We start from the raw sequence: 20595 nt of genomic DNA on the forward strand, positions 1-20595 counted from the left end.
GTGAGAATTGAGCGAAGCCGATGATACCCTGAAGTCGAAACTAAACTTTATAACTTCTATGTGCGTCTAATTTCAAAAAGATAAATAAGAGCACTGTGAAAGACCAAAGAGATGAACCTCCATAACTTAAAAATGGAAGTGGAATACCAATAACTGGCATCAAGCCAATGGTCATTCCTATGTTTACCAACAAATGGAAAAACAAAATGGACGCTACGCAATAACCATAAATTCTGGAAAATTTACTTCGTTGTTTTTCTGCCAAATTGATAATTCTGTTTAATAGGGCTGCAAAAATTAAGATTACTATCAAACTTCCCATAAAGCCCCATTCTTCACCAACGGTACAAAATATAAAGTCAGTCGATTGCTCAGGGACAAAGTCAAATTTGGTTTGTGTACCTTGTAAATACCCTTTTCCTATTATCCCCCCCGAACTGATGGCAATTCTTGACTGAGTTTGATTCCAACCTGCACCCAAAGGATCTGAATCAGGATTAACCAATATTTGAATACGTTTTTGCTGATGAGGTTTTAAAACACTTGTTGTGAAAAAACCAACGCCAAAGACAAAAGCAGATGAAATAATAAACACTGCACCAAGCCTCACAAGGTTTTGTTTGGTACGTTCATAACGTTTTAAGAAAACTTGCCAAAAAAGTCCACAAGCTACGGCAAGTCCAATCACAACATAATATTTATTGAAAAATAGTACCAGTACAAACAAAATTACCAAAGCGATTCCTAAAGCTGGGTAAATTCCCGGTAAACCTTCTCTGTAAAAAACAGCAATAAAAGCCGCAAATGTAAGTGCTGAACCTGTTTCTTTTTGCATAATGATGATGATAGGAGGGATGAAGACCATCAAACCAGCAACAATTGCATCTCGGAATTTAGTAATACTTACATTTTGAGTACTCAAATAGCGTGAAAGTGCTAAAGCAGTAAAAATCTTTGAAAATTCGGCAGGTTGAAGCGAAAACCCTCCCCCCAACTTTATCCAAGACCTTGAACCCTTAATTTCTGTTGCAAGAAATATAGTAGCAATTAAGAGTAGTATAATGAACCCATAGAAAATATAGGCAAATGAATCATAGATTTTATAATCAACGAACAAAATGATAAGAATCAGGACAAACGAAGAACATATAAAAAGTAATTGTTTTCCAGCATTATGTGAGGTTGAAAAAATCGTAATTGGATTTTCTGGATTATAAATAGCCGCATAAACGTTAAGCCATCCAAAAATAACCAACGCAGCGTAGAGCCAAACGGTTGTCCAGTCAATGCCTTCTCTAATATCAATATCACGTGCCATACTATTTTGTTGATTTTTGGTTTATTTCTTTGGGTTTTACAAATGCGGTTTTTGAAGCTTTTGAAGCATCATTTTGTGTTTTATTTTCCTCTTTTGATGGATGAATAGGGCTAGAAGGTTTATTTATTGGAGCTACAAATGAAGTTTTAACTTTATTTGATGAACCCGCAGCCATTGCTTCTACCGTCTTGATACTCAAATTCATCATTCGCTCTTTTAATGCAATGCGTTCAATTTTGCGTTTGAGGTATTTTTCAATCATTAAAGTGGCAATAGGAGCAGCCACCGAACCACCAAAACCAGCATTTTGTACCATCACGGCAATGGCAATCTTAGGGTTGTATCGAGGTGCAAAAGCAATAAAAATTGAATTATCTCTTCCTTTTTTATTTTGTGATGTTCCAGTTTTACCACAAATAGCAATGCCTTCAACAATTCCAGCTCCACCAGCTACGGTGCCACGCTCAACTGCATCTTGCATTCCACCTATGATTGCCTCATAGTTTTTAGGGTCAATTTCAGTTTTATGGACTTGTTTTAGTTGAGGATCAACTCCTCTTCCATTTTGGCCAAAACCTTTCAGTAAGTGAGGCGTAACCCAATAGCCTCGATTGGCAATGGTTGCTGCTAAATTGGCCATTTTAAGCATATTAATTGAAACCTCACCTTCACCTATACTCAATGAATAGATATTTGAAAACTTCCATTGTAAAGAACCATATCGTTTGTCATAATATTTGACATTTGGTAATAAGCCTGATGATTCAGAAGGTAAATCAATTCCTAATTTTTGTCCATAACCAAATTTTTCTATCATATCATGCCACTTTGAAAGCATAATTGGAGCGGCCTTAAAAGGATTTGTCTCATCTGTAAATGACATAGTTTTACGGAAAACGTGGTAAAAATATGGATTACAAGAAAAACGAACCGCATTGTGAAGATCATTAGGTGAGCCTGGGTGATTATGACATTTTACTGGAGCTCCGCCTAAAGGAAAAGCCGTGGAAGGGGTAATAGAACCTAATTGCAAGGCAACCAATGCTTGTGCCAATTTGAAAGTAGAACCTGGTCTAAAAAAACCAGTTGCTACACGATCATTTAGAGGCTTATCAGGATTTCGATAAAGTTCTTTAAAATATTTACTGAATTGTTTTCCTGAAAGAATATTTGGATCATAATATGGATAAGAACCAATAGCCAAAATTTCACCTGTTGAAGGTTCAATGGCTACTGCACAACCGGTCTTTCCTTGAAAAAGGCTATCAGCTAATTGTTGAACATCCACATCAACCGTTGAAATAAGGTTTTTTCCAATAACAGCCAATGTGTCATATTCTCCATTGGCATAAGAGCCCTTGTCTTCGCCATGTACATTCATCATCGTGAACTTTACGCCCCGTCTGCCCCGAAGTTCTGATTCATATTGTTTTTCTAACCCCGTAATACCAATATAATCACCACTTCGATAGTATTCTACTTCCTGTTCTTCGTAAGCTTTTTTACTAATTTCTCCAATATATCCTAAAGCATTTGCCATTGTATGAGCAGGATAAGTCCTAAAAAAAGAAAGCTCAAAAGTGAATCCCGGAAAACTAACCATTGCGTCGGCTACTCGGGCATAATCTTCTTTAGATAACTGGCGTAAAAATATAGTTGCTCTATTACGAGAATACGTTTTCGCAATAGTCATGGTGCTATCAAAATAGCTTTTTGAAATATTAAACAACCTACAAAACATTGTGGTATCCATGGGCTTAACCTTGTGGGGAGTGACATACATGTCATATACATCCACATTTGCTACTAATAGTTTTCCATTTCGGTCGTAGATTTGCCCACGAAGTGGAATCTGTACTTCTTTTTTAAGAGCTCCAGTAGAGCCAAGTACATGATATTGGTCATCAATAACTTGAAGGTACAGCAATCTCATCAAGTAAATACCACACACTAAAAAGAAAAAACTCAAAATAATTTGTTTTCTGTCTTGGAACATTACAATGGCTTATAAATGGAGGTTATTAGTATTATTATTTGTTTACTTTTTCTGTTGGCGGATTCTTCTTCTAATTTTTGTTGTTAGAAAAAGATATTTGACCTATTTAAACAAAGGATAGGTGATTTTTTTCTTTCTATCAACAAAGTTCTCGAAAAATCAACAGAAATTTGCATATATTGCTTAAGAAAATTTCTTTTTTTTGAGAAAAGTAAATTTAGGTATTTAAGATTAAAATTATTTTAAGTATTTATACGATTTTTGTAAGATAATCAAAGTAGAATTTGACAGGAATGATTTATAGAATTGAAGACTTACCTATCGTTGCTAAAGAAGTGATTGCTTTAGCCAAAAGTAAAACAATTTGGATTTTTGAAGGTGAAATGGGCGTCGGAAAAACAACTTTGATTAAAGCAATTTGTAAAGAATTGGGTGTCAAAACCTCAGTGCAAAGTCCAACATTTTCGATTGTCAATGAATACTTGACAGATAGTGGAAAAACAATTTTTCATTTTGATTTTTATCGCCTAAAAAATGAAACTGAGGCTCTTGATTTTGGTATCGAAGAGTATTTTGATTCAGGAAATATTTGTCTATTAGAATGGGCTGAAAAAATTGAATCGCTTTTACCCGAAGATTGTTTTTTGATTAGAATAGCGTTGAATGTTGATAATGAACTCGCTCGTAATCTAAATGTATCTTGATTAAAACTAACCTAAAAACTAAATTTGCTTTGAATAAAAGCCCAAAGACAGTATGACAGGACAATCTATTTCTGAATTAGCAAGACAATCAGCTCTTTACCCGCAAGAATCTCCAGAAATGCTTAAAAAAGGCAGAAAGAGCCTATTTATTGGCCTCCCACGTGAAGTTTCTTTGCAAGAAAATCGCATTGCCTTAACTCCAGAAGCGGTTGCATTATTAGTAAGAAATGGACATGAAATTTTGATTGAAAAAGGTGCTGGTGAAGGAGCAAAATTTTCTGATAATGATTATAGTGAGGCTGGTGCAAAAATAGTTTATAGCCCTAAAGAGGTTTTTGAAGCAGATATAATTTTGAAAATTGAGCCTTTGGTTGAGAATGAAATGGAAAATTTGAAAACAGGGCAGACTGTTATCTCAACCTTGAATATTCCTAATCTTGGCCGTCCTTATTTTGAACAGCTAAATGATAAACGTGTTACTGGTATTGGCTTTGAACTCATTCAAGATAAGGTTGGAAACTTCCCAATTATCAGAACAATGAGCGAAATTGCGGGGAGTACCGTGATGCTTATAGCAGCAGAATATCTGAGTAGTGTGCATGATGGCAGAGGCATGATTTTGGGGGGGATTACTGGGGTACCTCCTACAAAAATTGTGATTATAGGAGCAGGGACAGTTGGGGAATATGCCGCCCGAACAGCTCTTGGACTTGGGGCAGAAATCAAAGTTTTTGACCAACATATTTATCGACTTCAGCGTTTAAAATATGCAGTTGGACAACATATTTATACTTCGATTATTGATTCTGAAACATTGATGGATGCTCTTAAAAGAGCAGATGTTGTCATAGGAGCTATGCGTGCGGAAGATGGCGTTTCGCCGATGTTGGTGACTGAAGAAATGGTATCAAAAATGAATGCTAATGCAATCATTATTGATGTTTCGATTGATCAAGGTGGTTGTTTTGAAACATCAGAAATGACTACGCACAAGCATCCAACTTTTCAAAAATATGGCATTACTCATTATTGCGTACCAAATATTGCTTCACGAGTGGCTCACACAGCAAGCATCGCATTAAGCAATGTCTTTACACCTTTTTTACTTAAAACAGGCAATGTTGGTGGAATAGAAGAAATGATTTTTGCTAAACAATGGTTTACTAAAGGAGTTTATTGTTTCAAAGGGAGTTTAACCAATTTGGCGATTGCCCAGCGTTTCAATCTCAGATATAAAGATTTAGGACTTTTGGCTGCGGCAAGAATGTAATTTCAATTATCAATTAACAATATTTTTTTATAAGTTTTGAGTAAAATAACTCGAAACTCATAATTCAAAACTCAGAATTAATCAAATGACTTCACATTCAAACGAAAATACGATTTTAGATGATGTAAATTCACCAGAACTTGACCAAAAAATCATGAGCCAAATTGCAGGTGATTTTATTGTCGTCTCTGACCATCTGAAAGAAGCATCTTATCAAATCAGGAAACGTGGTTTTTCTGAAAATCCGATTTTTATTGTCGCCCGTACACAAGTTGAAGTAGGGCAAATGCTCTTTACACGACTTGATTTTAATACGCAATTCGATTATAAAGCATCTTATTTGGATGAATTTGTACAAAGAAAACTTATTGGGGAAGAGTCGATTGAGCTTTTCAAAGAAAACTACAAAAATGCTGATGAATATTGTTGTTTGTTTGTAATCGAAGCCGAATTTGCAGGATTTGTATTTATCCCTTTTCCAGAAGATTGAGTAGATTATTAGCAATCGGATTTTATCAAATATTCTCAAAACAAACATGGCACATCTTTAAGATGTGCCATGTTTAGCTGAATTTTTTATTATTTTATTTTTCTCTCACCGTTGGATATTTTATCCCTAATTGCTCTAAATAAGTTTTATATTTAGTAGAATCATAATAATATTTACTCATTTCTGGGCGAAATTTTTCCATGATTTCTTTGTTTAGCTGAATTGCTGGTTTGTCATCTTTTGAAATCAAAGGAGTATATTTAATTTCTTTTGTTTGCTCTTTGTTATAATATTCCCAAGCATTTTTGATGATTTCAGGTTTTAAAAGCATATCTAAAAGTGTTAAAGCTTCTGCTTTAGCTCCTGCGGTACAACCTTTGTGAGCAATGGGAGTAGCCATAGTAATGGCATTAGCCCAATGATGTCCTGGCATACCTGGCATATTTGATGGGTAACGTAAAACGACAGTTGGCAATGACCAAGAAATATCAGCAATATCATCTGAGCCACCTTGACGAACAATATTTGGCGAATAAACAGGCTCGCTCATGGTATCTAATTTCATAGCCAAACCATCTATTTTTGCAGCTTTTAACTCTTTTTGAGCAGCTTTTGCTAATGTTTGATCATCTTCCGACCATTGTGGTAAACCAACTCTCTTGATATTATTATACATGGCATCAGCAATTGGCTTATTGAAATGTCCCGGCCAAGCACTTCCTAAAATTTCATAAGTAAATTTTGTATCAGTCATCATGGCTGCTCCTTCAGCGATTTTAATGCCGCTTTCAAATAGCTTCCGAATTCTTGGATAAGTACGATCACGGAAATAATACCAAACTGTTGCTTTTGATGGTACGACATTGGGTTGGTCACCACCATCCGAAATGACATAATGTGAGCGTTGGGTAGTTTCTAAGTGTTCACGTTTAAAATTCCAACCAATATCCATCAATTCGACAGCATCTAAGGCACTTCTTCCACGCCAAGGTGCTCCTGCGGCGTGAGCAGCCTCACCTTCAAAATGAAACTTTACCGAAACCAATCCGTTATTTCCTGCATCTCCCCAAGAAACGCCTAAATTATCCCCAACATGGGTAAAAATACAAGCATCCACATCTTTGAAGTAGCCATCCCGTACATAAATTGCTTTTGCACCAACTTGTTCTTCTGCAACCCCGGGCCAGAGCATCAATGTTCCTGCAATTTTCTCTCGCTCCATGATTTCTTTTAGAGCTAAAACGGCAGTAATATTCAAGGCTTGTCCTGAATTATGACCTTCACCATGTCCAGGAGCCCCTTCTACGATTGGGTCTTTATAAGCAACACCTGGTTTTTGAGAAGCTTTTGGAATACAGTCGATATCGCTACCAATGGCAATGACTGGTTTTCCCGAACCCCATTTGGCAATCCAAGCAGTAGGCATTCCTGCCACACCTCGTTCAACGGTGAAACCATTTTTTTCGAGTAAATTAGTGATGTATTTGGAGGTTTCGAATTCTTGAAAACCTAATTCACCAAAGCTGAAAATTTGGTCATTTACCTCTTGGGTGAATTTTTGTCGGTCATCAATTTTTTTGATGACTTCTTGTTTCAATAATTCAAGTTTGTCAGGAATTGGAGCAGCAACAACTTTTTTCTTCTGTGAAAAAGCTAAGTTGCTGACAATCACCATTGTAGTGATGAAGATGCAAGTTTTTTTCATTTTTTTGATTTAAGTTTAGGTATTATAAAAGCCCACAGTCAATGGATGATAGTCAACAGTATAAAAACTATCGACTATCGTCGGTGGTCTGTGGACTATTTTTTACTTAGGAAATTTACTCTTATCAAGCCCAGGAATAATTTTTAAGGCATTTTTGTAGTAAACTTTTTTCAAAACCTCGTCCGAAAGACCCATGCCATACATTCGCCAGTAAGCATGGTATTTTTTATGGTAAGGGAAATACTCATCTTCACTTTCCAAAACTCTAAAATATGTTTGGTATTCATCAGGAACCCAAGAATCTTTACCAAATAAAATACGGTCTTGGCGTTTTTCAAAAAACTTCTTAGCCATGCGTGGTTGGCGACCTAATTCAGCAATAACTGCCCCAATTTCAGCATACATATTTGGGAATACTTCCATTAAACTATCAAGTTTGGCTAAATTATTAGGGTACCAACCCATGTGAGCGTTGATGAATGTAGTTTTGGGGTGTTTCCTGAAAACATTATGCTGTTGTTCAATGAGTTGTTCCCAAGTAAAATCTTTACCTGCTGCTGCTTCACGCTTGCGACCTGGGTGTGTTTTTAACTCAAGCCATCGCTCATTTTGAGCATTGAGAGGATCCCAAAAAGAAGCTGGGTCGGCGGTGTGAATCAAAACAGGTATGCCTAATTCGCCAGCTTTTGCCCAAATTGGGTCAATTCTTGCATCATCCACGGCTACCAATTTTCCATTATCTTTTACACTAAAACCAAGACTTTTGTAAATTTTCAAACCTTTTGCACCACGGAGTTTTACATCATCTTCGAGTGTTTTTACAGCTTTTGCCGTCCAATCTGGTTCATTTATTTTCGAGAAATCAATGTTTGTAAAAATTGCAAAACGAGTAGGATAATTAGCTTTTACGGCATCGATCATACTTACCAAACCTGCGGTACTTTTGGCTTCATCTTGGTTAAAACCACGACCACTTAAATTACACATCAAACCCATATTCATTTTATCCATGTCAGTAATGAGCTTGGTTAAATCGGACTTATTGCTCATTTCCCATTGGTGATTATGGACATCAATGAATGGGAACTTAGCTTTTGTAATAGGTTTTCCAGGAACAACAAGGGTGGATTTTGGCTCGTATTCCTCAAATGTGACTGCTCCAGCATTATCACCAATCTTGATTTGTTGGGCTTGTAAATGATTGGCAGTCAGTAATATTCCGACCGCAAGTGCAATTTTCTTCATTAATAATGGTAGGTTTAAAATCTTTCATGCAATTTAATGAAAAACGAATAATTTCAAATAACGAAGATTTATATTTCGACAATAACTATGAAATTGGAGATGAAAAGGGCGAGAAAAATCTTAAAGTTAAGATTAAAAACTAAACGTGGCACACCTCAAAGGTGTGCCACGTTTTATGCCGAATGTGGTAAGCAATATAAAGAAATGATAATTAAAGTTATATTCTATTTTTTCAAATATTCATTGGCAAAACGTTCGCCCATTTTTCGTTGACCTTCAGAATCAAAATGAATATCATCGCCTTTGTGTTTTAAGTCTTGTGTAGATATTAAGGCTGAATTTTTATCATTTTTTACATAATCTCTCAAGGTAGCGTTGAGTAATTGCCAATTTTTATTATTCTTTGAATAAGAACCTAATTCGCCTAGAAGGATAGGTAGATTTTTGTTTTGTGTAATATTTCTAAAGATTTTAAATAATTCTGTGAGTCTTGATGCGTGCAAACTGATGCTTTTTTCGGTGCTACTATTACTTTCTCCTTGATGCCAAAGTATGGCTTTTATTGTACCATATTGTGAACCAATTTTTGCTTTTTCTTTAAAATTTGAGAGTAATTGTACTTTTCGATAGGTAGAATCACCCAACCATTGTTCAATGGCACTACCACCGACTGCCGTAGGAATGAGTAAAACTGTTATTTTTTTAGGGATTTTCTGTAAGAGAACTTTTCCAAAAGATATACCACAATCTAAACCTGTTAAGTTTGGCTCATAAAAATGTAAGGGTTCTTTTGCCAAAATCAACTCTCCTTTGGCATTGATGGTGAGTAACCTTTCATTTGGAATGGTGTCTTGTGGTTCCACTTGCCCACGCCCTGCCATGTTCGACTGCCCTGCCATGATAAATACCCAAGTATCTTTCTTTTTAGGTAATTTTGTTACTTTTTCAGTTTTCTTCGGGAAATATTCAATTCTTTTATCGATTTCTTGCGAATAAGCCAATATACTGCAAAGAGTTAACAATAAGACGATGAATTTCATTGGAAGATATTTTTTGGAAAGTATAAAAGGATAGTAGGTTAATCTTTATAAATCAAAGCAATCGCATGAGCGTCTAAGCCTTCTTTTCGACCAACAAATCCCATTTCTTCGGTAGTTGTAGCTTTGATAGAAATGCAATTGGCAGGCAAACCTGTAACACTCGAAATTGCTTCAATCATTTCGGGAATATATTTGCCTATTTTGGGTTCTTGCAAACAAACGGTAGAATCGATATTTCCGATTTTATAGCCTTCTTTTTCGAGCATTTCGACTACAATTTTCAACAAAATTTTGCTATCAATCCCTTTCCAACGAGGGTCGGTATTTTTGAAATGTTTGCCAATGTCACCCATTGCTGCTGCACCTAAAAGTGCATCACACATCGCATGAAGCAATACATCAGCATCCGAATGACCCACCGAACCAACTGTATGCGGAATTTTTACACCACCTAACCATAAATCATAGCCTTCTCCTAATTGATGTACATCGTAGCCTTGTCCTATTCTGATATTCATAGATTAAATTTCTTTTGGGCAAAAGTAAGGATAAACTTTTGCTTTCGGAAAGATGTTTTAACTTTGTAGCTCATAAAGACAGTTCGATTGATATGAGCTAACCATTTATAATTCATAATTTTAAATTAATAATTGTGCTTTTGCACTTTGCGTTCTGATGATTAACTACCAACACTTTACTTTAAAAAACGGCTTAGAAGTGTATGTACACGAAGACCACACAACACCAATGGCGGCTGTCAATATTCTTTATAATGTTGGTTCACGTGATGAAGAAGAAAATAAAACAGGTTTTGCTCACCTTTTTGAACATTTGATGTTTGGAGGTTCAAAAAATATTCCAGCTTATGACGAGCCTCTCCAAAAAGTAGGGGGTGAAAATAATGCCTTCACTTCGCCTGATATTACCAACTATTATATTACGCTTCCTGCCGAAAATATTGAAACAGCTTTTTGGCTCGAATCTGATCGCATGATGAGCCTTTCGTTCGACCCAAAAGTATTGGAAGTGCAACGTAAAGTAGTTATTGAAGAATTCAAGCAACGCTATTTGAATCAACCTTATGGCGATGTTTGGTTGAAACTTCGCCCTTTGATTTATGAGCAACATCCATATCGTTGGGCAACCATTGGTAAGGAAATTAGTCATATCGAAGAAGCTACAATGGATGATGTGAAACATTTTTTCTATAAATATTACTTGCCTAATAATGCCATTTTGGTTGTTGCTGGCGATGTAACAGTTGAACAAATTAAAGACCTTTGCTCTAAATGGTTTGAGCCAATTCCTGCGGGTGAAAAATATGTTAGAAACCTTCCAAAAGAAAAGCTTCAAACCGCACCAAAATTCTTAGAAACTTCTGCTAAAGTTCCTTTAAATGCGATTTATAAAGCCTATCATATGCCAGGGCGATTTGATGATAATTTTTATGACGCTGATTTGTTAAGTGACATATTAGGTCGTGGAAAATCTTCAAGACTTTATAGCAAATTAGTCAAAGAAAAACATTTGTTCAACAATGTTTCGGGTTATGTCACCGCTTCACTCGACCCAGGATTATTAATGATTCAAGGAAATTTGAACGAAGGTGTTTCGCTCGAAGAGGCTGATGCTGCTATCGAAGAAATTGTAGCAGATTTGGTCAATAATACTTTAGAAGAAAGCGAATTACAGAAAGTAAAGAATCAGTCAGAGTCAACAATGGCTTTTGCCGAAGTTGAATTACTCAATCGTGCCATGAATCTGGCTTTTGCTGCAAATGCAGGAAATGCTGATTGGTGTAACCAAGATGCCGAAAAGATTGCAGCGGTTACACCAGAAAGCCTGCAAGCAATGGCAAAACAAATTTTAAGAAAAGAGAATTGCTCAACAATGTACTATAAGAGTTCTGAGCGGTCCGCCGCAGCGGTTCTGAGTTTAGAGTTCTGAGTTTTTTTGCTTTATCCAAAATGCTGATAATTTGCATATAATACAGTAAAAACTCAGCATTCAACACTCTAAACTCAGAACTAAATAATGTTTTCCAGCCAAAACATTATTTTTAAGGCATATTTAATGAAAGGCAAAGGCGATTGTTTCAGCGTTTGACTGTTGTTAATGATGTTCAAATCAAGTAAAATTTTGTTTTTGGGGTCAATTTGTACCGATTCAATTGCTCTATCAAATTTATAGGTTTTAGATTTTTCTTTGCCATTCCATTGAAGCACTTGTTCTTTCCCATCGACAAATTTCACTAAAATTTCGGTCGGCAAAATCATATCGCCTAATTGAGTTGTTGTAAATTCACTTTTTTTCTCATCATTCTGGATTTTGGTAACTGCGAAATCGCAAACTGGAGCTTTGTAAAGCACCTGTTCAAAATACCAATTCATGTTTGTTCCAAATTTATTCCCTAAGCGTTTGGGCGTAATTTCATTGACAATATTGATAAAATCCTGCACACAAGGATGCTTGAAACGCCAGCGAATAAAGTACGTTTGCATGATTTCATCCATTACCGTTCTGCCAAGCATATTTTCTAATGTTTTTAGCCAAGTAGCAGTTTTTGTATAAGTCAAAACGCCATAAGTTCCTTTAGGATATTTCCAAGAATACTTAAAACTCTCTGAAATTTTTGGATTTTGCATACCTACATAGCTCATTCTTGAAGATTCCATATCACCCATTTTAAAGCCAAGAATACTTAATTGCGAACCTTTTCCATAAGTCTCGTCCATGATTCTTCCTTCATAATATTGATTAAAGCCTTCATCTAAAAATGATTCCTCAAACTCATTTGATGCCAGCATTCCTTGAAAATATTGATGCCCAAATTCATGAATCGTTACTACTTCAGGTAGCCTCATACCTTTTGGCATTCCCCAGATTGTTTCTCCGCAAGTAATGAAAGTAGGATATTCCATGCCTGACGAACCCGAACCAGCCAGAGGTGGGTCAACCAAAGTCAACACTTTATGTGGATATTTGCCTAAGTTTTTATCGAAATATTCTAAAGCAGCAATGGCCGATTGAAAATATCTTTCGGTTGCACCAGCGTGTTCGGGTTGCATCACTGCTTTGATTTTCACATTTTTCCATTGGCGTTCACTGACCTCAAATTTAGGTGAAACCGTCCATGCAAAATCATGGACATCACTGGCAAAGTAATTGACAGTTTTGGTATTATTTTGATTGGTTTTTTCATTTTGGAAAATGCCCGTAGCGGCCAAAATATAGTTTTTCGGAACAGTCATGCTGACATGATAATTGCCAAAATCAGCATAAAACTCACTGTCGGCGTGAAATTGATGGCAATTCCAAGCACCTTTTGTAGCATAACGCATTCCAGCGGGTTCATAAACTCCAATTTTAGGGAACCACTGTCCTACCAAAAAATAATCATCTACAAAACCTGTGCGGGCAAATATTTTAGGCAATTTTGCCTTGAAATTGATGTTGAGTGTAATGCTTTCATTAGGTTTGAGCACTTTTTTTAAAGGCACACGAATGACAGTTTTATCTTTATCATTAAGGTCATCAGGTTGTATAAATTGGATTTTATCGGTTAAATTTTCACCACCACGCACTTGCATCGAAAGAATTGTGATTGATCCCCAATTTACTTTAGCATTTTTGTCAATCTTATTTCCTCGTAATTGCCCACCTGATTCTTTCATAAAAGTCGAATTTTCATCTTTGAAAGCATTCAAATACAAATGAAACTGAAGTTCAGCAATTTCATCAGTTGAGGTATTTTTCCAAGTAAGTGTTTCTTTCCCATCAAGTGTTTTCTTTCTTGCATCCAATTTTACCGCAATATCATAATTGGCAACGTGATTGCTTAAAGGCGGTTTTTGGGCATTTATTTGGAAAAAGGAAAATATTAGCAGGAAAAACTGTATATATTTTTTCATTTTATGGGCTTAAATTTTATTATTTTGTAACACAATTCTCAGAATTGTGCTAAATGGTTTGAAACAATTTGGGAAATTGTTTTACAATTTCCTGCAATTTATGAATTCATTCTAAAATTTATGACCTTTGCCTAAAACAAAAAACGATGTTTGTTCATAAAACCAATTTCTTGATGCGGGCTTTGTACCCCAATTTTATTTGGCGAAAATCCACGCAAGAAAAAATTATTTACCTAACTTTTGATGATGGCCCAATTCCAGATGTCACGGAATTTGTGCTTGAAACTTTAGCTACTTATCATGCCAAAGCTACTTTTTTTTGTATTGGCAATAACATTCAGAAACACCCTGATATTTTTCAAAAAGTAATTAATGGTGGACATAGCATTGGAAATCATACATTTAATCACCTTCGAGGTTGGGCAACTGATGATGATATTTATTTTGAAAATATTGCACAATGCAAGGATGAGATATTGAATAGGGGAGTAGTAACGAATCTTTTTCGCCCACCTTACGGGAGAATCAAACGAAGTCAAGCCAGTAAAGTTTCTGCTGATTATCAGATTATTATGTGGGATGTTCTCAGTGGGGATTTTTCGCAAAAACTCTCTCCTAAAACTGTTTTAGAAAAAACTTTGAAGTATACCGAGGCAGGCTCGATTGTACTTTTCCATGATAGTATAAAAGCAAATGAAAACATGTCTTTTGCACTGCCAAGATTTTTAGAGCATTTTTCAGAGAAAGGATTTAGGTTTGAGCATTTATAAAAAGCATTTGTTTCGTCCGAAAACCGAACAATATTTTTAAATTTACATCAAAATTTAATCACCAAACTAAAACTAATGAAACGGACCCTACTATTTTTATGCTTGACAAATGTTGTTGTTTTTGCCCAAAAAAAAGATTTTGACGAAAAAGAATTAAAGTCAGGTAAAGCTCCAAAGAATTTTACACAACCATTACCAACTTTTGGCCGTTGGATTGATGATGAAAAAATTGTTATTACCCAAAAAGCATCGCCTGATGCCGAAATGAAACCTGTGGTTTTGGAATTGGTAAGCGGTAAAACTACTGAAGCAACACCTGAAATTATCAATCCAAAAAATGCTCCAACCAAATCTGTTATCAGCAAAAATGGCGACCTTTTCTTGAAAAATGGAAGTGCTGAAACACAACTAACCAACGATAAAGGCGAAGAGAAAAACGCTACATTTTCGCCTGATAGTGCTTACATAGTTTATACAAAAGACAATAATCTTTACACTTATAGTTTTAAAACTAAGAAAGAAATCCAACTCACAAGTGATGGCACAAAGACCATTTTAAATGGCTATGCCACTTGGGTTTATTGGGAAGAAATTTTTGGACGCCCTACTCGTTTTCGTGCTTTTTGGTGGAGTCCTGATAGTAAATCATTAGCTTATATGCGTTTTGATGAATCAAAAACGCCGATGTTTCCATTATATAGTAGCGAAGGACAACATGGCTTTATCGAAGAAACTCGTTATCCGAAAAGTGGCGACCCAAACCCAGAAGCGAAGTTAGGTTTTGTTTTGCCAAGTGGTGGTGCAACAACTTGGGTTGATTTCAATATGAAAGAAGAACATTATTTAGGTTGGCCATCATGGTTGCCCGATGGAAGTGGATTGATGGTACAATGGGTGAATCGTGGCAATGATACTTTGAAAATGTATAATGTTTCGCCTAAAAATGGCAGTAAAAAGGAAGTTTATACCGAAACTCAAAAGTCTTGGATTGGTATTGACGAAGCTGAAGAACGCTTAACAATCATGGATGGGGGCAAAGAAATGATGATTATTAGCGACAAAACTGGTTGGAAACAGTTGTATTTGTATGGCATTGATGGCACATTCAAAAATAATATTACTGATGGTAAATTTACTGTAAAATCAGTTGAAGGTATCGATCAAAAAAACCGTATTGTTTACTTCTATGCACGTGGTATCGAAAATACGGCTCGCTTTGACCTTTACCGAGTAGGTTTTGACGGAAAAGGAATGAAACGCCTAACTTTTGGAGAATTTAACCATAAGCAAATCCAAACTTCGCCTAATCTAAAATATTTCATCACAACTTATTCAAACCTCAATACTCCACCTCAAATGGCAGTTATTGACAATAATGGAAATATTATTCGTGAATTAGGCTCAGCCAAAGGTACAGAAATGGATAATTATAATTTGGCGAAAACTGAACTTTTACGCGTAAAAAGTGACGATGGAAAGTTTGATTTACCAATGACAATCGTTTATCCACAAAATATGGTATCGGGTAAAAAATACCCAGTTTTGATTAGTATTTACGGTGGACCAGATGCAGGAACGGTCTATGATCAATGGGGGTGGAGTACACGTAGCCAGTGGTATGCCAAAGAGGGTATGATTCAAGTATCGCTCGACCACCGTGCTAGTGGTCATTTTGGAAAAGAGGGTGTAGCTTACATGCACCGAAACTTGGGCTATTGGGAAATGGTGGATTATAAAACACTAGTCAAATCATTGATAGACAAGGGGATAGCCGACCCAACTAAAATTTGTATCACAGGTTTTAGTTATGGTGGTTATATGAGTTGCTACGCATTGACTTACGGAAGTGACGTATTTACGCATGGAATGGCGGGTGGAAGTGTAACCGACTGGAGCCTATATGATAGTGCATATACTGAAAGATACATGGATACGCCAGCCGAAAACCCAGAAGGTTATAGAAATGGAAGTGTAATGACACATGTAGATAAATACAAAGGAATGTTGCAAATTGTGCACGGTACAATGGACGATAATGTACATTTACAAAACAGTATTCAGTTGATCAGTAAATTAGAAGATGCTAAGAAAAACTTTGAATTTATGCTTTATCCAAATGGCCGACACGGATGGGGTGGAGCAAAAGGTCAGCATTTTGATAATCTAAAAACACAGTTTATCTATAAATATTTACTCGAAAAGCCTGTTCCCGAAGGGCTTTTAAAATAATGAAGTGGGTATTTTAAAAATTTTAATTTTCGATAGCATTGATTTTTGTCAATGCTATCGTCTTTGTTTTTTGCTGAGGCTAAATGAAATTGATTAATGCAAAAGTATTTATTCATCGTTATTTACTTATTATTTGGTTGGTCATTAATGGCTCAAACACCTTTTTTGAGACGATATACTGTAGATGATGGTTTGCCAAGTTCAAATATTTACCGTGCTTTTCAAGATTCAGAGGGGTTTATTTGGATTTGTACTGATAGAGGGCTCTCTCGTTTTGATGGCTATCGTTTTGAAAATTTCACAACAAAAAATGGACTACCTTATAATGATATATGGGACATAGTAGAAGACAAGAATAAACGCCTTTGGCTGGCAAGTTATGCTTTTGCAATTAGTTATTATGATATGAAAAAACAAAGTTTTGAAGTTACATATACTTCAAAATTACCTGCATACTCTAATCAGAAAATTGCGGGTTATTTTTTTAACAGTAAAGATAACGTTTCTGTATTTACCAATCCTATCCTCAAATTTAATCCCCTGAGTAAAAAGATTAATCCTACAACTTTACCAATAATAGATTTTTATGCCACAATAAAAAAGGGTTCTAATTACATCGAACCATTTTCCCTGCCTGATGTATTTCCTTACAATTATCGCTACATGGTGGGTCGGAAGCCCTACTTTCCATCGGAGGTAATAAAAAGTAAAATGCCAATTATTAACATTATTTTCATCAATGAAAAGCAAACATTTTATTCAAATAAAACCGAACTGCATTTTTTAAGTAACAATACTGATATAGGGGTAAATATCAATACATTAAGTAAATTTCCTAATAGCGAAGTTGTAAGAATAGATAGATTTGGAGAAGAATCTCTTTTGGTTTTTGCAACAAATGAAGTTTTTATGGTGGATAAAAACCTTCAAAGACTCCATCAATTCGATTATTTAAATGATTATAAAATTAATTCTGTCTTTTTTGATAAAGAATCAAATTTATGGCTGTGTACCAAAGACAAAGGACTGCTTTTATTGACAAAAGAAGCACAGAACTCTTTTGTTATATCAAATTTAGATAATTATGCCATTAAGTGCATGGCTTACGATAAGACGAACTTACTATGGCTTGGTACAAATACAGGAGATATTTATACGATTTTACAGAATAAGGCTACTAAGGTAAATCTTAATAATATATCTAAAGTGCCTGTTAGAAATATTGCAACTTCAAGTAATAACGAAATTATGGTCATTTGGGAATCAGGTGATTTGGGTATATTTCCTGCCAACATAGCTTATAACACACACACATTATACCCTAAAATTTTTAAATTTAAAGTAGATGAGGACAGAAAAAAAACCTTTTTTCAGTTAGAAAATAACCGCAAATATCACGAGAATCATGGACTAATCATTAAATCAATTCCTAGCAAAAGAATTATTGAAAACAATGGAAGTTTATTGATAGGCTTATCGTACGGTATGAGAAAAGTAGTTGTCAATAAAAATGTGTTAACGCTTGAAACGATGCTTTATAATGTGAGAAGCTTGGCGATGGTTGGAGATACAGAAAATTTATGGATTGGTTCGAGTAATGGACTTTGGTTGGCGAAGAAAGAAAATTTTAATAGTAAAATTGGAAAAAAAATCAAAGCTATCAATGCAACTATCAATGACTTAGTAATGGACGATAAAGGATATGTTTGGGCGGGTACTGATGGTTATGGAGTAATACGATACAAAAACGATAAAGTGTTAAATATCAACGAATTAGCAGGTAAAATCGTTAATTCTCTTTTCTTTGAAAAAATAAAAAAACGTATTTGGGCAGCTACTAACGAAGGTGTTTATGCCATTACAGATAATGGGAATGATAATTATGATGTCAATAAAATTTCACTAACACAAGGCTTGCCTACACTTGAAGTACACACTGTTTTTGCTAAGGAAGATAAACTTTATGCAGGAACTAACAATAGTTTGGCAGTAATTGATCTAAAAACTTTTTTTGAGAAAGAGAATAAAAAGAAAGAAAAAGCATCATTGGTAATCAAATCAATTAAAATTAATGGGAAAGATACAACTCGATTACAAAATTATGATTTGAGCTATACTAAAAATTCAATTGAAATTGATTTTGTTGAACTTTCATTCAAAAGCGATAAAAATATTCAATATGAGTATAAATTGGCTACTGAAGATGCCAACAATCCGTGGCAAACAACCAACGAAACTCGCTTATCTTTTGCGTTCTTATCTCCGGGGAAATATGAGTTTTTTTTGAAAGCTTTTGATATTGAAGGAAATGAAACTTCATTGGAAATACCAATTAGGTTTGTCATCAATCCACCATATTGGCAAACTTGGTGGTTTAGAGTATTCTTGACTTTATCAACAATAGGCATTGTTGGTTATATTTTTATAATTTATCGAAAAAGGTCTGAAAAAGATTTGGAAATTTCAAAGAAATTCGCCGAATTGGAGCTTCAAGCACTTCAATCGCAAATGAATCCACATTTTGTATTCAATGCTTTGAGTTCGATTCAAAGTTTTATACTCAATAAAGAAACAAATGCTGCCAATGAATATCTGACTAATTTTTCAAAATTGATTCGTTTATTTCTTGAATCTTCCCGAAATCGTTATATTTCTATCTTTGATGAAAAAATTCTATTAGAAAATTATATCCAACTCGAACAAGCTCGATTTAAAAATAAATTTAGTTACGAAATTAGAGAAAATAATTTTATTGAGCCAACCTTCGAAATTCCTTCGATGTTGATACAACCATTTGTAGAAAATGCAATCAATCATGGATTGGTTTACAAAGAAACAAAAGGATATTTATTGGTGAGTTTTGAAAAAATTGACGATACACTTATTTGTATTGTTGAAGACGATGGAATTGGTAGATTAAAAGCCAAAGAAATTCGCACAAAATCATTGAAAGCTTATAAATCAAGAGCAACAGAAATAATTGATGAAAGACTAAAAACACTAAAAATAGTTGATGGTACTGAAGTTGAGGTAAATATTATCGACATCTACCACCCAAATACTGGCATTTCAGGTACAAAAGTGGAAATTAAGATTCTAATAAAATGATGAAACCTATCCTTACTGCTGTCATCGTTGATGATGAATATAATGCTATTGAAGCACTTGATAAATCGCTGTCTCAATATTGCCCACAAGTCAATATTGTTGGCAAAGCCCAATCGGTCGATGAGGCATATCAACTAATATTACAACTACAACCAAACCTTGTATTTTTAGATATTCAGATGTCAACGGGTTCTGGTTTTGATTTACTTGCTCGTTTTTCCCAGCCTGAATTTAAGGTTATTTTTGTTACGGCTTTCGATTTTTATGCACTCAATGCCATTAAGTTTTCGGCTTTAGATTATCTTTTGAAGCCTGTTGCCTCCACTGATTTGAAAGAAGCTGTGGCAAAGGCTATTTTTCAAATCAAAGAGAAACAGCTAACCGATGATTTGAAAAACTTGATTCGTAACCTTCAAAATCCAAGAAGTCGAAAAAATAAAATCAATATTTCTACACAAAAAGGAATAGAATTGGTTGAAATAGACGACTTGATTAGATGTGAGGCTGTCAACGGTTTTACAATTATGCACTTGAATACAAAAAATGAAATAGTATCGTCTAAAGATTTGAAATTTTATCAAGAGATTTTAGAAGAATATGATTTCTTTCGTGTGCATGATACGCACTTGGTGAGTTATCATCATATCATTCGAGTTCAGAATATTGATGGAGGAATCTTGTTGATGTCGGATGATTCACAAGTCCCAATCGCTCGGCGACGTAAACCAGAATTTAATGAATGGCTTAAAAAATACTAATACCATCTATGACATATTTGCTACCGAATAAGCATTTTTTACTACCACATC

At 35.1% G+C, this 20595-nt stretch carries 15 protein-coding genes; 8 read left to right on the forward strand and 7 right to left on the reverse strand.

Translation table 11 applies throughout. The features are described 5' to 3' along the window. Positions 1–40 precede the first annotated feature (40 nt). Both rodA and ACQUQZ_RS06630 read right to left on the reverse strand, forming a co-directional pair. Positions 41–1318, reverse strand: a complete 1278-nt coding sequence (gene rodA, locus ACQUQZ_RS06625) for a rod shape-determining protein RodA (RefSeq protein WP_435354027.1) — start codon at positions 1316–1318, stop codon at positions 41–43. A gap of 1 nt (position 1319) precedes the next feature. Next, a complete protein-coding gene (locus tag ACQUQZ_RS06630) occupies positions 1320–3251 on the reverse strand; it encodes a penicillin-binding transpeptidase domain-containing protein (RefSeq protein WP_435354029.1) in 1932 nt (643 codons plus the stop codon). A gap of 356 nt (positions 3252–3607) precedes the next feature. Here ACQUQZ_RS06630 and tsaE point away from each other — a divergent pair, with 356 nt between their 5' ends. The 3 genes from tsaE to ACQUQZ_RS06645 all read left to right on the forward strand — a co-directional run bounded on the left by tsaE (position 3608) and on the right by ACQUQZ_RS06645 (position 5778). Continuing rightward, the gene (gene tsaE, locus ACQUQZ_RS06635; protein WP_435354031.1) at positions 3608–4018 is read left to right on the forward strand and encodes a tRNA (adenosine(37)-N6)-threonylcarbamoyltransferase complex ATPase subunit type 1 TsaE; all 411 of its coding nucleotides are present in this window, start codon (positions 3608–3610) and stop codon (positions 4016–4018) included. Between the two features lie 52 nt (positions 4019–4070). Then, positions 4071–5288 carry an alanine dehydrogenase gene (locus ACQUQZ_RS06640; protein ID WP_435354032.1) on the forward strand — a complete coding sequence of 406 codons (1218 nt, stop codon included), beginning with the start codon at positions 4071–4073 and terminating at the stop codon, positions 5286–5288. Positions 5289–5373: 85 nt separating this feature from the next. Continuing rightward, on the forward strand, positions 5374–5778 hold the full coding sequence (locus ACQUQZ_RS06645; RefSeq protein WP_435354034.1) for a hypothetical protein: 405 nt from the start codon (positions 5374–5376) through the stop codon (positions 5776–5778). A 94-nt stretch (positions 5779–5872) separates the two neighbouring features. On the opposite strand, the gene ACQUQZ_RS06650 is transcribed toward ACQUQZ_RS06645, so the two are convergent. The 4 genes from ACQUQZ_RS06650 to ispF form a co-directional block, all read right to left on the reverse strand. Then, on the reverse strand, positions 5873–7483 hold the full coding sequence (locus ACQUQZ_RS06650) for an amidohydrolase (protein ID WP_435354036.1): 1611 nt from the start codon (positions 7481–7483) through the stop codon (positions 5873–5875). A 102-nt stretch (positions 7484–7585) separates the two neighbouring features. Next, a complete protein-coding gene (locus ACQUQZ_RS06655; RefSeq protein ID WP_435354038.1) occupies positions 7586–8728 on the reverse strand; it encodes an amidohydrolase family protein in 1143 nt (380 codons plus the stop codon). 224 nt (positions 8729–8952) lie between these two features. Continuing rightward, entirely contained in the window at positions 8953–9768 is an 816-nt protein-coding gene (locus ACQUQZ_RS06660; RefSeq protein WP_435354040.1) for a sialate O-acetylesterase, read from the reverse strand. Between the two features lie 38 nt (positions 9769–9806). Beyond that, on the reverse strand, positions 9807–10286 hold the full coding sequence (gene ispF, locus ACQUQZ_RS06665; RefSeq protein ID WP_435354042.1) for a 2-C-methyl-D-erythritol 2,4-cyclodiphosphate synthase: 480 nt from the start codon (positions 10284–10286) through the stop codon (positions 9807–9809). 157 nt (positions 10287–10443) lie between these two features. On the opposite strand from ispF, the gene ACQUQZ_RS06670 reads away from it, so the two are divergent. Then, a complete protein-coding gene (locus ACQUQZ_RS06670) occupies positions 10444–11715 on the forward strand; it encodes a M16 family metallopeptidase (RefSeq protein ID WP_435354044.1) in 1272 nt (423 codons plus the stop codon). A gap of 80 nt (positions 11716–11795) precedes the next feature. Here the strand turns inward: ACQUQZ_RS06670 and ACQUQZ_RS06675 are convergent, their stop codons facing one another. Beyond that, entirely contained in the window at positions 11796–13679 is a 1884-nt protein-coding gene (locus tag ACQUQZ_RS06675) for a M1 family metallopeptidase (RefSeq protein WP_435354046.1), read from the reverse strand. A gap of 146 nt (positions 13680–13825) precedes the next feature. Here ACQUQZ_RS06675 and ACQUQZ_RS06680 point away from each other — a divergent pair, with 146 nt between their 5' ends. The 4 genes from ACQUQZ_RS06680 to ACQUQZ_RS06695 all read left to right on the forward strand — a co-directional run bounded on the left by ACQUQZ_RS06680 (position 13826) and on the right by ACQUQZ_RS06695 (position 20544). Next, positions 13826–14449, forward strand: a complete 624-nt coding sequence (locus ACQUQZ_RS06680) for a polysaccharide deacetylase family protein (protein ID WP_435354048.1) — start codon at positions 13826–13828, stop codon at positions 14447–14449. A 75-nt stretch (positions 14450–14524) separates the two neighbouring features. Further along, the gene (locus ACQUQZ_RS06685; protein ID WP_435354050.1) at positions 14525–16678 is read left to right on the forward strand and encodes a DPP IV N-terminal domain-containing protein; all 2154 of its coding nucleotides are present in this window, start codon (positions 14525–14527) and stop codon (positions 16676–16678) included. A 96-nt stretch (positions 16679–16774) separates the two neighbouring features. Beyond that, positions 16775–19786 carry a two-component regulator propeller domain-containing protein gene (locus ACQUQZ_RS06690; RefSeq protein ID WP_435354052.1) on the forward strand — a complete coding sequence of 1004 codons (3012 nt, stop codon included), beginning with the start codon at positions 16775–16777 and terminating at the stop codon, positions 19784–19786. Beyond that, positions 19783–20544 (forward strand): LytR/AlgR family response regulator transcription factor, encoded by a 762-nt coding sequence (locus ACQUQZ_RS06695; protein WP_435354054.1) that lies wholly within the window; start codon positions 19783–19785, stop codon positions 20542–20544. The genes ACQUQZ_RS06690 and ACQUQZ_RS06695 overlap by 4 nt, the downstream gene beginning before the upstream one ends. The last annotated feature ends 51 nt before the right edge of the window (positions 20545–20595 follow it).

Source organism: Emticicia sp. SJ17W-69 (assembly GCF_051209875.1).
Lineage (GTDB): Bacteria > Bacteroidota > Bacteroidia > Cytophagales > Spirosomataceae > Emticicia.

Coding starts and splice junctions, on each gene's coding strand:
- rodA (WP_435354027.1), bottom strand. CDS start 1,318: ATGGCACGTGATATTGATATTAGAGAAGGCATTGACTGGACAACCGTT.
- ACQUQZ_RS06630 (WP_435354029.1), bottom strand. CDS start 3,251: ATGAGATTGCTGTACCTTCAAGTTATTGATGACCAATATCATGTACTT.
- tsaE (WP_435354031.1), top strand. CDS start 3,608: ATGATTTATAGAATTGAAGACTTACCTATCGTTGCTAAAGAAGTGATT.
- ACQUQZ_RS06640 (WP_435354032.1), top strand. CDS start 4,071: ATGACAGGACAATCTATTTCTGAATTAGCAAGACAATCAGCTCTTTAC.
- ACQUQZ_RS06645 (WP_435354034.1), top strand. CDS start 5,374: ATGACTTCACATTCAAACGAAAATACGATTTTAGATGATGTAAATTCA.
- ACQUQZ_RS06650 (WP_435354036.1), bottom strand. CDS start 7,483: ATGAAAAAAACTTGCATCTTCATCACTACAATGGTGATTGTCAGCAAC.
- ACQUQZ_RS06655 (WP_435354038.1), bottom strand. CDS start 8,728: ATGAAGAAAATTGCACTTGCGGTCGGAATATTACTGACTGCCAATCAT.
- ACQUQZ_RS06660 (WP_435354040.1), bottom strand. CDS start 9,768: ATGAAATTCATCGTCTTATTGTTAACTCTTTGCAGTATATTGGCTTAT.
- ispF (WP_435354042.1), bottom strand. CDS start 10,286: ATGAATATCAGAATAGGACAAGGCTACGATGTACATCAATTAGGAGAA.
- ACQUQZ_RS06670 (WP_435354044.1), top strand. CDS start 10,444: ATGATTAACTACCAACACTTTACTTTAAAAAACGGCTTAGAAGTGTAT.
- ACQUQZ_RS06675 (WP_435354046.1), bottom strand. CDS start 13,679: ATGAAAAAATATATACAGTTTTTCCTGCTAATATTTTCCTTTTTCCAA.
- ACQUQZ_RS06680 (WP_435354048.1), top strand. CDS start 13,826: ATGTTTGTTCATAAAACCAATTTCTTGATGCGGGCTTTGTACCCCAAT.
- ACQUQZ_RS06685 (WP_435354050.1), top strand. CDS start 14,525: ATGAAACGGACCCTACTATTTTTATGCTTGACAAATGTTGTTGTTTTT.
- ACQUQZ_RS06690 (WP_435354052.1), top strand. CDS start 16,775: ATGCAAAAGTATTTATTCATCGTTATTTACTTATTATTTGGTTGGTCA.
- ACQUQZ_RS06695 (WP_435354054.1), top strand. CDS start 19,783: ATGATGAAACCTATCCTTACTGCTGTCATCGTTGATGATGAATATAAT.